Origin of the sequence: Sphingobium sp. UBA5915, assembly GCF_002431195.1 — a bacterium.
In the GTDB taxonomy this organism is placed as follows: Bacteria; Pseudomonadota; Alphaproteobacteria; order Sphingomonadales; family Sphingomonadaceae; genus Sphingobium; species Sphingobium soli.
In genome coordinates this window covers 1-13,359 of sequence record NZ_DJDV01000122.1, presented here as the reverse complement: position 1 = coordinate 13,359, position 13,359 = coordinate 1, and the positions used below count along the sequence as shown (strand labels likewise).

Below are 13,359 nucleotides of genomic sequence, written 5' to 3'. Positions count from 1 at the left end.
GGCTGGTCATTGGCCGGTCCCTTCCCGCTCGATAAGCGTCGGGGACGATCACGCTGCCAATCGCTATGGGCCTGTGAAAGCCGGTTGCTGCGCCGCAGCGCATATGCCTGCAACGCGCGCAAAAAGCAAGCGGCCACCAACCAGGCAGCCGCTTACCACAAGTTCAGGTGTTCAAAGAGAGACTTCGGCGTGCTTGCCCTTCATCTCTGAACGCACGTCGCCGCCGAACATCATCTTGAACACGCCCTTCAGGGACATTTCCGCTTCCCAGATCTCAGCGGTGTTAAGGTCGAACCGCAGCATCAGAAGACTGGGATCATTCCGGCCCTGCGGATACCAGGCCTCGACCTGCTTGGACCAGTAACGAGCGATCACCGCCGGGTCTGTTTCCGGGGTCAGCGTGCCATCGACGCATGCGAACAGGTCATGATCCTTCGACGCATATTGCGCCATGGCCGGGCCGCCTGGTGCCAGCCGATTGTCCTTGGACGTATAGAACCAGAAGGAATGATTGGCTTCCGGGTCCAACTGCGCGGTCATCGGCAGATTATGGTCCCGCGAACCCTGCAGGCCGACCATCAGAAACGGGCTTTCCGACAGTTGCTTCCAGAAACGTTCGCGGATTTCGGTCTCGGTGCTCATCGTCGCATCTCCTTCATATTTGCTACACTCAATCAACGGTCGCGGGCGAAGTTCCAACGGGTTGATCTTGCCGCAGCAAATCGCCACATGCGCACCATGCTGATCGAGACCGAACCGACGCCCAATCCGGCGACCGTCAAATTCATCCCCGGCCGCGTGGTCATGGGCGCTGGCACCCGCGATTTCGCATCCCCTGAAGAGGCCGAGGCATCGCCGCTTGCCAGTGCGCTCTTCACCTTGGGAGACGTTACCGGCGTTTTCTTTGGCGGCGACTTCATTTCCGTGACCATCGGCGAAGGGTCTGACTGGCGCGACGTGAAGCCCGAAGTGCTCTCCATCCTGCTCGAACATTTCTCCGCGAACATGCCTTTGTTCGTGGCCGGATCGGCAGGCGAAATCCATGTTCCGGCCGATGACGACGCCTTTGCCGAAAACCCCGAAGATGCCGAGATCGTGGATCAGATCCGCGAACTGATCGACACCCGCGTCCGCCCTGCCGTCGCCAATGATGGTGGCGACATCATCTATCGCGGGTTCGACAAGGGCACGGTTTACCTCAAGATGCAGGGCGCCTGCGCTGGTTGCCCATCGTCGTCGGCGACGCTCAAGAACGGCATCGAGCAACTGCTCAAACATTATGTTCCCGAAGTGACGGAAGTGCGCGCGGTCTGATGCCGCAAGGCCATTTGGCAAATCGCCCCGGATCGACTAACCGCTAGGCGAGTCCGCATCTGGCGGATGCTGAACGGGAGTATTCCTTGCGCCTGCTGGTGATCGACACTGCGACACAGGCCCTGTCCGTGGCGCTGCTGGAGGACGGTACGCCTGTCGGGCGATTTCACGAGATTGTCGGTCGCGGCCATGCCGAGGCGCTTCTGCCGGCTATCGCTGCCTTGCCCGACGGAGGACGCGCCGATGCGATCGCCGTCGATGTAGGGCCGGGCAGCTTTACCGGCGTGCGGATTGGTATCGCCGCCGCCCGTGCCCTGGCTCTGGCCTGGGCCGTTCCGCTTCACGGTTTCAGCGCGCCCTCGATCATTGCGGCGCAGGCGGCGCTCAGCGATCATCAGGGCGGCCCCATTGTGGTCACCATCACCGGCGGGCACGGCGAACTATTCTGGCAATGCTTCGATGCCGATGGCCGCACCCAGCATGGCCCCATCCGTTCGACCCTAATTTCGGACCTGGCGCGACAGATTGAAACGCCCTTTATCTACGGCACCGGCGCTGAGACGCTGGTCACGGAACGCGGTGCCGGCACAGCGGTCACCCTCTATCCCGACGCCAGCGCATGGCCGCTGATCGCGGCGCTGCCAGGCCTGCCGCCCTCCCCCATTTATGGCCGTGGCGCAGACGCGAAGACGATTGCGGAGCGCGCCCTGCCATGATGCCCGGCCTCTCCCTTGACCTGCACGAAGGCGCGGATCGCAACGCGATGGCCGACACCATGGACGTGATGACTGCGGCCTTCGACCCCGTTTTTGGCGAAGCCTGGACCTTGCCGCAATTGGCGGGGGTGATGATCATGCCTGGCACTTGGCTTACGGTTGCGCGGCTCGACGCCTCGCCGCTCGGCTTCGCCCTGGTGCGGTCCGTTTTGGATGAATGCGAATTGCTGTTGCTGGCGGTCGCCCCGCTCTGGCGCGGGCGCGGTATCGGGGAAACATTGCTACGGGACAGTTTACGCACGGCGCGTCGGCGAGGCATCACATCGATGAATCTTGAAGTACGCGCGACGAATAACGCCATTCAACTCTATGAGAAAATTGGGTTCGAATATGTGCATCGCCGCCCGGGTTATTATCGCGGCAGTGATGGTCAATTATATGACGCCTTAAGTTTTCGCATCGATATGGGCATTTGAAGCAATTGATGGTTGCGTAAACCCCATGTGAAGATTAGGCGACGCAATACCGCTCCTGAAAACATTCCGTCGGGCGGGTCGCATCACTGTATAAATTGGCAGGAAACAGGACCATGGAAACCGAATCCGCGCAGAACGAACTGCTTATCACATTGACCTCTGACATCGTTGCCGCGCACGTCTCCAACAATAGCGTTGCGGTTTCGGATGTGTCGTCGCTGATCCAGAATGTTCACGCCGCCCTGTCCGCGCTCAACCAGCCGGTCGAAGCGCCCGAGGTCCGCCCCGAACCCGCCGTGTCCATCCGCGCGTCGATCAAGCCCGACTATATCGTCTGCCTTGAAGACGGGAAGAAGCTCAAGATGCTCAAGCGTCACCTGATGACCCATTATCAGATGACGCCGGAAGATTACCGCGCCAAGTGGAACCTGCCCGCCGACTATCCGATGGTCGCGCCCAACTACGCCGAACAGCGCCGCAATCTGGCAAAGAAGATCGGCCTTGGCACCAAGCGTCGCCGCACCCGCGGCAAGTAATCACACCGCGCCAGCGCGACTTTCCCGGAAAGGGGTGCATCGGCCGATGCGCCCCTTTCCCGCATGAGTAAAAGGCGCTAGGCTATGCCCGACTTTTCGCCTGAATCCAGTAAGCGAGCCTGCATGAACCGCAAAATTGACGTCGAAGCCCTATGTCATGAAAAGGGGCTGCGCATCACAGAGCAGCGCCGGGTGATTGCCCAGGTGCTCAGTGACGCGTCCGATCATCCCGATGTCGAGGAATTGCACAAACGCTCCGCCACTATCGATCCGGGCATTTCCATCGCCACCGTGTATCGCACTGTGCGCCTGTTCGAAGAAGCCGGCATCCTGGAACGCCATGATTTCGGCGACGGTCGCGCCCGCTACGAAGCTGCGCCGGAATCGCATCATGACCATTTGATCGACGTCGAAACCGGCAATGTCATCGAATTTGTCGACCCGGAACTGGAACAGTTGCAAAAGCAGATCGCCGAAAAGCTGGGTTTCCGGCTGGTCGATCACCGTATGGAGTTGTACGGCGTCGCGCTCGACCGCAAGAACTGACAGGATCGCGCCCCTGCGCTGCGCTGGCCGCCTTTTCCTGCTGGCCAGTGCCCTGCTGCTATGCCTCATCCCTCATCTCGGCTGGCGCCTGGCCGGCCGGCGCTCGCCTTGGCCCTCCCGGTTTCTGGGGCTCGCGGCGCGCGCGATCGGCGCGCGGATATCTCTCGACGGTCAACCGGCCGGCGGCGACATTTTCCTGCTCGCCAACCATGTCAGCTGGATCGACATTCTTGCGCTGGGCGGGGCCACCGGCACGGCCTTCGTGTCGAAAGATGGCGTAGCACGATGGCCCGTCGTCGGCTGGCTGGCGGCGCAGAACAACACGGTCTTCGTTTCGCGCGAACGCCGCGGCGGCCTGTCAGGGCAGATGGACGCGCTCCGATCGGCCTTGATGGGGCATCAGCCGGTCACGCTCTTTCCCGAAGGCACGACCGGCGACGGCACCACGCTCCTGCCGTTCAAGCCCACCCTGTTGGCCGTATTGCTACCGCCGCCGCGCCCTGTGATGATCCAGCCGGTGTACATCGACTATGGTGCAGCCGCCTCGGACATCGCCTGGATCGGTGACGAACCCGCGGTCGACAACGTCCTGCGAATTCTGCGACGCAAGGGCCGATTGCCGATGACGATTCGCTTTCTCGCGCCCTTCGATCCGGCCAAATGCGCGGATCGCAAGGCGATCGCCGCGCTGGCGCGAGACCGGATCGCCGCCAGCATCGCCGCGCATCACCACTCTTCCGCTCCCCCCTTGCCGCCTGTATAGCTGGACCGCATGAATCGTAACGACGCCCCCCGAAATCCTGCGACGACCGCGCCCACGACATTTCACGTCAAATCCTTCGGTTGCCAGATGAACGTCTATGATGGCGAGCGCATGGCCGAAATGCTGGGCACGCAGGGCATGACCCCCGCTGCCGAGGGCACGGACGCCGACCTCGTCATCCTCAACACCTGCCACATTCGTGAAAAGGCGGTGGACAAGGTGTATTCCGACATCGGCCGCCTGACCCGCGACGATGGCAGCCGTCCGATGATCGCCGTCGCCGGCTGCGTCGCACAGGCCGAAGGCAGCGAGATCCAGCGCCGCGCGCGCAATGTCGACATCGTGGTGGGGCCACAGGCCTATCATCGCCTGCCCGATCTGATCGACAAGGTCGGTCGGGGCGAAGCGGCGGTCGATACCGACATGCCGGCGGCCTCCAAATTCGGCGCGCTCCCGGCGCGCACCAAGCAGGCGCGCCCCACCGCCTTCCTTACCATCATGGAAGGGTGCGACAAATTCTGCACCTATTGCGTGGTCCCCTACACACGCGGCGCCGAGATCAGCCGCAGTTGGAGCGCGATCGTCGATGAAGCCAAGGCGCTGGTCGATGGCGGCGCGCGGGAAATCACCCTTCTTGGCCAGAATGTGAACGCCTGGACCGGGGAGGATGACAAGGGCCGGGCGCAGGGCATGGACGGACTGGTCCGTGAACTGGCGAAAATCCCTGACCTGCGCCGCATCCGCTATACGACCAGCCATCCCAATGACATGAGCGATGGCCTGATCGCGGCGCATGGCGACATCGACAAGCTCATGCCGTTCCTGCATCTCCCGGTGCAGGCGGGCAATGACCGCATCCTAAAAGCGATGAACCGCAGCCACAGCGCCGACAGCTATCTGCGCATCATCGAACGGGTGCGGCAGGCGCGCCCCGACATCGCCATTTCCGGCGACTTCATCGTCGGCTTCCCCGGCGAAACGGATGCCGAATTTGAAGATACGCTGCGCATCGTCGAACAGGTGCGCTACGCCCAATGCTACAGCTTCAAATATAGCCCCCGCCCCGGAACGCCAGCCGCCGACATGGATCACCAGATACCGGCAGCGGTCATGGACGAACGGCTTTCGCGGCTTCAGGCCTCGCTCAACCGCCAGCAGGCCGAATTCAACGCCGCGACCGTAGGGCGGACCACGCAGATCCTGCTGGAGCGCAAGGGTCGGCACCCCGGCCAGCTCATTGGCAAATCGCCCTGGCTCCAGTCGGTCGTCGTGACCGCGCCGGAGCTGTCGATCGGCGATCTGGTCAACGTCGATATCATCAGCGCCGGACCCAATAGCTTGGCTGGCGAAACCGTGAGGAGGAAGGCCGCTTGATCCATCGCACCGTCGTTCCCGCAAGGACGGGGACCCATCTCCGGGCCGTTCCGCTAGACGCTTGGTTTGGAAGATGGATGCCCGTCTTTGCGGGTGTGACCGTGCAAGGGAGAGGTTGACCTATGTCGAAAAAGCCACATCACAGTCCGCGCCCCGACATCGCCGAGCGCGCCCGTCTGGAAGTCACTTTCGATAAACCGCATCTGCTGGGCGCGCTGTTCGGGCAATATGACCAGAATTTGGTCGCCATCGAAAACCGCCTGGGTGTCTATATCGCCGCGCGCGGCAACAAGCTCCAGATCGAGGGTGAGGCCGAAGCCGCCGCCCGCGCCCGCGACGTCATGACCGGCCTCTACAACCGGATTGTCGCCGGGCAGGAAATCGATTCCGGCGCAGTGGAGGCGGTGATCGCCATGTCCGCCGAACCGACGCTCGACGGCATCATCCGCCATGACGTCGCCGAACCGCCCAAGGTGATGATCCGCACCCGCAAGAAGACGATCGTGCCACGATCAGCGACGCAGGTCACCTATATGGAGGCGCTGACCCGCAACGACATCATCTTCGCCCTCGGCCCGGCAGGCACCGGCAAGACCTATCTCGCGGTCGCGCAGGCAGTCAGCCAGCTCATCACCGGCAGCGTGGATCGCCTCATCCTCTCCCGCCCGGCGGTGGAAGCGGGCGAGCGGCTGGGCTTCCTGCCCGGCGACATGAAGGACAAGGTCGATCCCTATCTGCGCCCCATCTACGACGCGCTCTATGACACGCTGCCGGCCGAACAGGTCGAACGGCGCATCGCGAGCGGCGAGATCGAGATCGCGCCGCTCGCCTTCATGCGCGGGCGCACCTTGGCCAACGCGTTCATCGTGCTCGACGAGGCGCAGAACACCACCATCGCCCAGATGAAGATGTTCCTGACCCGCTTTGGCGAGGGCAGCCGCATGGTCATCTGCGGCGATCCCAAGCAGGTCGACTTGCCGCAACCCGGCATCTCTGGCCTCGCCGACGCGGTGGCCCGCCTGCATGGCGTGGAAAGCATCGCCATGGTGCCATTCGGCATCGGCGACGTGGTGCGGCACCCGGTCGTCGGCCGCATCGTCCAGGCATATGAGGGGCCGGATGCTTGATCTGATCCCTACACCGGTCGCCCGGATTGAGAGACTGAGCGTGTCGACAGCTGTGTATCGAAGGGCAGGCGCGCACTACATCCTTCGATACGCCGCTTCGGCAAGCTCAGCGGCTACTCAGGACGAACGGACATATAACTCATGATCGACGTCGCCCTCCTCCACGAAACCGGCTGGCCCGACGCGGACTGGCAATCCCTCGCCGACCGCGCCGTCACCGCCGCGATCGCGCACAGCCCCTATGCCGGCTTCGCAGCAGCACCCACACATTATGAAATCGCGGTGAAGCTGACCTCCGACGAGGAAGTGCATGGCCTCAATCGCGCCTATCGCGACAAGGACAAGCCGACCAACGTCCTGTCCTTTCCGATGGTGCAGGACGATCTGCTTCAGGCGACGGCCAACACCGACGATGGCGAGGTGCTGCTGGGCGACATCGTCCTGGCCGAAGGCGTCTGCGTCCAGGAAGCCGCCGACAAGGGCATCAGCATCTTGGATCATGCCACGCATCTTATCGTCCACGGCACTTTTCATTTGCTGGGATATGACCATATGGACGACGCAGAAGCCGAAGCGATGGAAGCGCTGGAAATCGCCGCGCTGGCGTCGCTGGGCCTGGCTGACCCCTATGGGGACCGCAACGATATTTGATGAGGCGTTTTTCCTGCAAGGTCGCTAAGGCCGATCGCGAAACGCTTCGAACAGGGGACTAGAACGACCGATGGCTGAAGGCAGCCCCAAGGATGGCAACGCTTCCAAGGAAGCGGACAGTAGTAACGAGGGCGGCTTATGGAGCGGCATCAAGTCGCTGCTGTTCGGCGAGAATGCAGAAACCAGCCTGCGCAAGGAACTGGAAGAGGCGCTCGACGAATATGATGAGGAAGATGAAGAAGATCATCCGCCGGTAAAGGGCGACCTGTCCGCCATCGAACGGCAGATGCTGCGCAACCTGCTGCACTTTTCCGAACATACGGTCGATGATGTCGCCGTGCCCCGCGCCGACATCGTGGCGATCGAGGAGACGGCAAGCTTCGCAGACCTCGCGGCGCTCTTTGCCGAAGCTGGCCACAGCCGCATCCCTGTATACCGGGAAAATCTCGACACGATCGTGGGCATGATCCACATTCGCGACGCCTTTGCCATCCTGGCCGGCAAAGCGCCGGCGCCCGACACGCTTGCACCCCTGATCCGTCAGCCGCTCTATGTGCCTGAAAGCATGGGCGCACTGGACCTGCTTGCGGAAATGCGCGCCAAGCGGACCCATCTTGCCATCGTGCTTGACGAATATTCCGGCACCGAAGGGCTGCTGACGTTCGAGGATCTGGTCGAGGAAATCGTTGGCGACGTCGAGGACGAGCATGACGATGCGCCCGAAGCGATGCTGGTGCCGCTGGACGATGGCCTGTGGGAAGCTGATGCCCGCGCTGAACTCGATGATGTCGCCGAAGAAATTGATGCCCGCCTTGGCGATGTGGAGGAAGATGTCGATACGCTGGGCGGTCTGGCCTTCGTGCTCGCCGGCCGCGTGCCCGAGATGGGCGAGATTTTGGACCATCCCGAAAGCGGCTGGAAACTGGAAATCATCGCCAGCGACAGCCGGCGCGTGACGCGCCTGCGTCTGCATCCCCCCGTGGCGCTGGAGCCGGAAGCGGAATGACGACGCCGCCCTATGTAACGCGCCGTTGAAAATCTGGCCACATTGCGAGACAGTCGCGAAATATTAAGCCGTCGCGGCTAAATTTTGCCGATGCGGAACGAACGACAGCGATTTTCTGGCCTGGAACGCGCGGACATGTTGTTCGCCGTGCCATGGAGCGGGTCGGAAAAGCTGTTGCTTGCCCTCCTGTGCCTGCTCACACTCTTCTTCTGCCTCGTGACGCCCCCCTTCCAGGCGCCGGACGAAAATCAACATTATATGAAGGCGTTGGCGGTCAGGCAGGGGGATGTGCTGACGCAGCAGCGTGGTCCTGCGATCGGCACGACATTGCCACGTGCCGCGCTGGACATCCATCGCATCGACTTTCCCACCGACGTGCCCGCCACGGTGCGGGTGTTCGACGCGGATCAATTGCGACGGAGCGCCGCCGCCGACGCGGGTCGCACCGGAACTGACTTTGCCGATTTCCCCAATGTCGCCAGCTATGCGCCCACACTCTATGTGCCAGGCGCCGTGGGTCTGGCGGCGGGCAAGGGGCTGGGTCTGTCGTCGCTTGGCACCTTCTATGTCGGACGCCTCGTCAACGCGCTGACCGGCCTCGCCCTGCTGATCGCCGCGCTGCAACTGCTACCTTTCGGCCGTAATGCGCTGCTCGTCACCGCCTTGCTGCCGACCTTCGCCTACCAGACGGGCTCGCTTTCTCCCGATGCCGTCATCAACGGCCTTGGCTTTGTGGGCCTGGCGCTTGCCCTGCGGATCGGGTTCATGGGCTCGGCGCCGGCTCGCCCGGTCGGACTGCTCCTCACCGGACCGTTGCTGGCCCTGTGCAAGGGCGTCTATCTGCCGCTCATGGCCGCAGGCCTTCGCTGGCCGACGCGACGCGATCCCCGCCAGTGGCTGATCCTCGGCGCGATGGCGCTGGGCGCGATCGCCTTCCTGGGCTGGATGCACTATTCCGGTGGCAGCCAGGCGCTTTACCATATTCAGTCACGCAAAACCGGCGAGACGATGATGACCGCGCCACTGCGCGATCAGCTTGCCATGATCCTCGCCTCGCCACTTGGTTATGTCCATATCCTCGTCACCAGCGTCATTGAACGCGCGCCGGTCTATGCGCTTCAGATCGTCGGGCGGTTCGGCTGGAACGCGATCCTCCTGCCCCTGCTCGCCTATCCGCTCGCGGCGCTGATGCTGGCTGCCGGGGTGGCGACGGGCTCGGCCGCGCGCTTTGGCCTGGGGCAGCGTATCTGGTGGCTTGCTGTCGCCCTCGGTGTCGCGCTGCTCGTAGAAACCGCCATGTATCTGACTGGCACGCCGCTCGGCGCGGATTATATCCAGGGTACGCAGGGGCGCTACTTCCTGCCGGTGCTGCCGCTGGTGCTGATTGCGCTGTCACCGGCACGCGCTGTCATCGGCGCGCAAAGGCTGCTCATCTGGACGGCGATCCCCTTATCGCTGATCGCCGCGACCAGCGCCTTCGACAGTTTCCGGGTCCACGGCTTCGTTACCAGCGACGGAATGCCTCCGCACGGCAGCATCGCGCGCGCACTGCTGCTTCCCTCCCCGCGCTGGTAGCCAGATCGCGCAAAAGGCTAGCCAGCCCAGCCCCTCGACCCAGCCAGCCAATACGTCGCTGGGCCAATGGACCCCCAGCCAGACGCGGCTGACCCCGATCAGCAGGATTACGACCGCCGCGCCCCAATAGGCGCCACGCCGCCCGGCGAGCATCGCCAGCGCGCCGAAAAACATCATGTTCCCCGCCGAATGGCCGCTTGGAAAGCTATATGTGTGGACGAGATCGAGATGCGGCAGCAAGTCCGGGCGCGGCGCGGCAAAGGCCTGTTTCAACGCCAGGTTGAGCAGCGTCCCGACCGCCATCATGCCCGCCAGCCACATCGCGGATCGCCGATGGCCAGCCCAGATGAGCGGCGCCAGCACCACCGCCAGCAGCGTGATGCGCCCCAGCGTGCCACCGATGGCAGACGCCAGCCGCATCACCATCGTCACCGTGCCGCCCGGCCCGGTGTCCCGCCCTTCGCCCGCCAGCGTCATCAGCCCGACATTGATTTCGTCCAGCCATCCGAAACGCTGCGCGAACGCGATCAGCAACACGCAAAAAAGCGCGAGAGCCAAAGCTCCCGCGCCTTTTGTCACTGATCGCCGGTCAGATATGAAGCGCGCGCCCATAGGCCGCGAGCACGCTTTCATGCATCGATTCCGAAATGGTCGGATGCGGGAACACCGTGTGCATCAGTTCCGCCTCGGTCGTTTCCAGCGTCTTGCCGATGGTGTAGCCCTGGATCATCTCGGTCACTTCCGCGCCGATCATGTGGGCGCCCAGCAATTCGCCGGTCTTGGCGTCGAACACCGTCTTGGTGAAGCCTTCCGCTTCGCCCAGCGCGATCGCCTTGCCATTGCCGATGAAGGGGAACATGCCGACCTTCACTTCATAACCCGCTTCCTTCGCCTTGGCTTCGGTCAGGCCGACGCTGGCGATTTGCGGATGGCAATAGGTGCAGCCAGGAATATTACGCGCGTCCATGGCATGGGGGTGCTTGCCCGCAATGGCTTCGGCGGCAATCACGCCCTCATGGCTCGCCTTGTGCGCCAGCCACGGCGGCGCGGTGATATCGCCGATCGCCCACAGCCCCTCGATATTGGTGCGGCACATCTCGTCGGTCTTGAGGAAACCGCGATCGTCCACATCGACGCCGAGTTCCTTAAGGCCGATGTCGGCGGTGTTGGGAACGATGCCGATGGCGACAATCATGTGGCTGAACTCGGCGGCGCTTTCCTTCCCCGCCTTGTCCTTCAGCTTGGCCGACACGCCCTTGTCCGTCACCTTTATGTCACTGACGCCTGCGCCGGTCATGATAGTCATGCCCTGCTTTTTAAGCGCCTTTTCCAGGAATGCCGAAACGTCGGCATCCTCGACCGGGACGATGCGGTCCATCATCTCGACCACGGTGACGTCCGCGCCCATGTCATTGTAGAAGCTGGCAAACTCGATGCCGATCGCGCCCGATCCGATGACCAGCAGCTTGGTCGGCATTTCGGGCGGGGTCATCGCATGGCGGTAGGTCCAAACCCGCTTGCCGTCGGCCGGCGTGCCCGGCAGGTCGCGCGCGCGCGCGCCAGTCGCCAGGATGATGTTCTTGGCCGTCAGTTCCTCGGTCTTGCCGTCCTTGGTTACGGAAAGCTTGCCCTTACCCGTCAGCTTGCCATCGCCCATGTGCACGGCGATCTTGTTCTTCTTCATCAGGTGCGTCACGCCCTGATTAAGCTGTTTGGCCACCCCGCGCGAACGCTTGACGACCGCCGCGATGTCGGCGCTGATCTTTTCCGCCGCCAGACCATAGTCGCCGGCATGCTGCATATAGTGGAAGATTTCCGCCGACCGCAGCAACGCCTTGGTTGGGATGCACCCCCAGTTGAGGCAGATGCCGCCCAGATTTTCGCGCTCCACGATCGCGACTTTCAAGCCCAGCTGTGCAGCGCGGATCGCGGCGACATAGCCGCCGGGGCCGGAGCCCAGAACGATGAGATCGTAATTCTCAGCCATGATGTCTTCTCTCTATTCTGCCGGAAGGGGCGGCACGGAACGGGGCTGGCGATCTTCGCCGATCGCCACGAAGGTGAAGGTCGCGCGGGTCACGCGGTAACTGCGGTCGTCATGGCGGGTTCGGCGCCATGCTTCCACGTCAATCTTCATGGACGTACGCCCAACGGATTTCAGGGTTGCGAAGACCGAAACCTCATCACCCACGACCACCGGCCGCAGGAATGTCATCCCTTCCACCGCGATGGTGACGGCGCGTCCATGACTATGGCGCGCCGCGACCGACCCGGCGGCCGAGTCCATCAGGCTCATCAGCCAACCACCGAAAATATCCCCATAGGGATTGGTATCGGCGGGCATGGCGATGATCCGCACAGCCGGACTTGCCTCGGGCGGCTGTTCGTCGGGATGCCCCATCAGGCAAGCAGGCCCATCGGATTTTCGATCAGTTCCTTGAACACCTGCATCAGGCGCGCGCCATCGGCGCCGTCGATGGCGCGGTGATCGAAGCTGCCTGTGGCCGACATCACCGTCGCGATCTGAACGGCGTCATCGACGATATAGGGCCGCTTTTCACCCGCGCCGATCGCCATGATCATGGCCTGCGGCGGGTTGATGACCGCTTCGAACTGCTTGATGCCGAACATGCCCATGTTGGACAGCGAAGCCGTGCCGCCCTGATATTCCTCTGGCTTCAGCTTCCCGTCCTTGGCGCGTGCCGCCAAATCCTTCATCGCGGTCGAAATGGCGGCGACGCCCTTGCCGTCCGCTTGCGTGATGATGGGCGTGATCAGGCCGCCGGGGATCGACACCGCAACCGAGATGTCGGCGCGCTTGAATTGCAGCATCTGGTCGCCGGCAAACTGCACATTGCATTCTGGAACCTGCATCAGCGCGACGCCCAAGGCCTTGATCAGCAGGTCGTTGACCGACAGTTTCACCTTGCGGCTTTCCAGACCCGCATTCAGCTCCGCGCGCAGCTTGAGCAGCTTGTCGAGCTGGATGTCCACCGTCAGGTAGATGTGCGGCACCTGCTGCTTGGATTCGGTCAGGCGGCGCGCGATCGTCTTGCGCATGCCGCTGAGCTTGATGACCTCATGCGGGATGCCGAAGTCCTGCGCAGCGGGCGCAGCGGCCGGCGCGGCGGCCGCGGTAGCCGGCGCAGCCGTGGCGGACGAAGCGGCCGATGCGGCGGGCGCAGGCGTATCGCCCGGCTTGGCCGCGTCGATGTCCGCCTTGATGATACGGCCGTTGGTGCCGCTGCCCTTGACGCTGGCCAGGTCGATGCCCT

15 protein-coding genes and 1 pseudogene are annotated in these 13,359 nt (G+C 63.0%); 11 read left to right on the top strand and 5 right to left on the bottom strand.

Annotated features, from left to right (window positions below):
• Positions 1–171 precede the first annotated feature (171 nt).
• Positions 172–642, bottom strand: coding sequence for a pyridoxamine 5'-phosphate oxidase family protein (locus B2V90_RS21580; protein ID WP_228222380.1), 471 nt, complete (start codon positions 640–642; stop codon positions 172–174).
• A gap of 96 nt (positions 643–738) precedes the next feature.
• On the opposite strand from B2V90_RS21580, the gene B2V90_RS21575 reads away from it, so the two are divergent.
• The 11 genes from B2V90_RS21575 to B2V90_RS21525 all read left to right on the top strand — a co-directional run bounded on the left by B2V90_RS21575 (position 739) and on the right by B2V90_RS21525 (position 10,084).
• Positions 739–1,314 (top strand): NifU family protein, encoded by a 576-nt coding sequence (locus B2V90_RS21575; protein WP_037542746.1) that lies wholly within the window; start codon positions 739–741, stop codon positions 1,312–1,314.
• Positions 1,315–1,400: 86 nt separating this feature from the next.
• Entirely contained in the window at positions 1,401–2,030 is a 630-nt protein-coding gene (gene tsaB, locus B2V90_RS21570; protein ID WP_228222379.1) for a tRNA (adenosine(37)-N6)-threonylcarbamoyltransferase complex dimerization subunit type 1 TsaB, read from the top strand.
• A complete protein-coding gene (locus B2V90_RS21565; RefSeq protein ID WP_009821871.1) occupies positions 2,027–2,506 on the top strand; it encodes a GNAT family N-acetyltransferase in 480 nt (159 codons plus the stop codon). Before tsaB ends, B2V90_RS21565 begins: the two co-directional genes overlap by 4 nt.
• A 113-nt stretch (positions 2,507–2,619) precedes the next feature.
• Positions 2,620–3,042, top strand: coding sequence for a MucR family transcriptional regulator (locus B2V90_RS21560; protein WP_009821872.1), 423 nt, complete (start codon positions 2,620–2,622; stop codon positions 3,040–3,042).
• Positions 3,043–3,165: 123 nt separating this feature from the next.
• Complete coding sequence (locus B2V90_RS21555; protein ID WP_009821873.1) at positions 3,166–3,588, top strand: Fur family transcriptional regulator; 423 nt, start codon at positions 3,166–3,168, stop codon at positions 3,586–3,588.
• A gap of 4 nt (positions 3,589–3,592) precedes the next feature.
• Positions 3,593–4,351: a lysophospholipid acyltransferase family protein gene (locus B2V90_RS21550; RefSeq protein ID WP_228222449.1), complete on the top strand. Its 759-nt coding sequence runs from the start codon at positions 3,593–3,595 to the stop codon at positions 4,349–4,351.
• A 9-nt stretch (positions 4,352–4,360) separates the two neighbouring features.
• The gene (miaB, locus tag B2V90_RS21545) at positions 4,361–5,725 is read left to right on the top strand and encodes a tRNA (N6-isopentenyl adenosine(37)-C2)-methylthiotransferase MiaB (protein ID WP_228222378.1); all 1,365 of its coding nucleotides are present in this window, start codon (positions 4,361–4,363) and stop codon (positions 5,723–5,725) included.
• Between the two features lie 122 nt (positions 5,726–5,847).
• The gene (locus B2V90_RS21540) at positions 5,848–6,852 is read left to right on the top strand and encodes a PhoH family protein (protein ID WP_009821877.1); all 1,005 of its coding nucleotides are present in this window, start codon (positions 5,848–5,850) and stop codon (positions 6,850–6,852) included.
• 141 nt (positions 6,853–6,993) lie between these two features.
• Positions 6,994–7,503: an rRNA maturation RNase YbeY gene (ybeY, locus tag B2V90_RS21535; RefSeq protein ID WP_228222377.1), complete on the top strand. Its 510-nt coding sequence runs from the start codon at positions 6,994–6,996 to the stop codon at positions 7,501–7,503.
• A 70-nt stretch (positions 7,504–7,573) separates the two neighbouring features.
• On the top strand, positions 7,574–8,509 hold the full coding sequence (locus tag B2V90_RS21530; protein WP_228222376.1) for a hemolysin family protein: 936 nt from the start codon (positions 7,574–7,576) through the stop codon (positions 8,507–8,509).
• Between the two features lie 135 nt (positions 8,510–8,644).
• Complete coding sequence (locus B2V90_RS21525; RefSeq protein WP_293923090.1) at positions 8,645–10,084, top strand: DUF2142 domain-containing protein; 1,440 nt, start codon at positions 8,645–8,647, stop codon at positions 10,082–10,084.
• 48 nt (positions 10,085–10,132) lie between these two features.
• Here B2V90_RS21525 and B2V90_RS23065 read toward each other — a convergent pair.
• The 4 genes and pseudogenes from B2V90_RS23065 to B2V90_RS21505 form a co-directional block, all read right to left on the bottom strand.
• Positions 10,133–10,387, bottom strand: a pseudogene (locus B2V90_RS23065) (phosphatase PAP2 family protein); the annotation flags it as partial.
• A gap of 286 nt (positions 10,388–10,673) precedes the next feature.
• Positions 10,674–12,071: a dihydrolipoyl dehydrogenase gene (gene lpdA, locus B2V90_RS21515; RefSeq protein WP_228222374.1), complete on the bottom strand. Its 1,398-nt coding sequence runs from the start codon at positions 12,069–12,071 to the stop codon at positions 10,674–10,676.
• A gap of 12 nt (positions 12,072–12,083) precedes the next feature.
• A complete protein-coding gene (locus B2V90_RS21510; RefSeq protein WP_009821884.1) occupies positions 12,084–12,485 on the bottom strand; it encodes an acyl-CoA thioesterase in 402 nt (133 codons plus the stop codon).
• On the bottom strand, positions 12,485–13,359 hold an 875-nt coding region (locus B2V90_RS21505; RefSeq protein WP_293923088.1), incomplete at its 5' end, for a 2-oxo acid dehydrogenase subunit E2. The genes B2V90_RS21505 and B2V90_RS21510, both read right to left, overlap by 1 nt.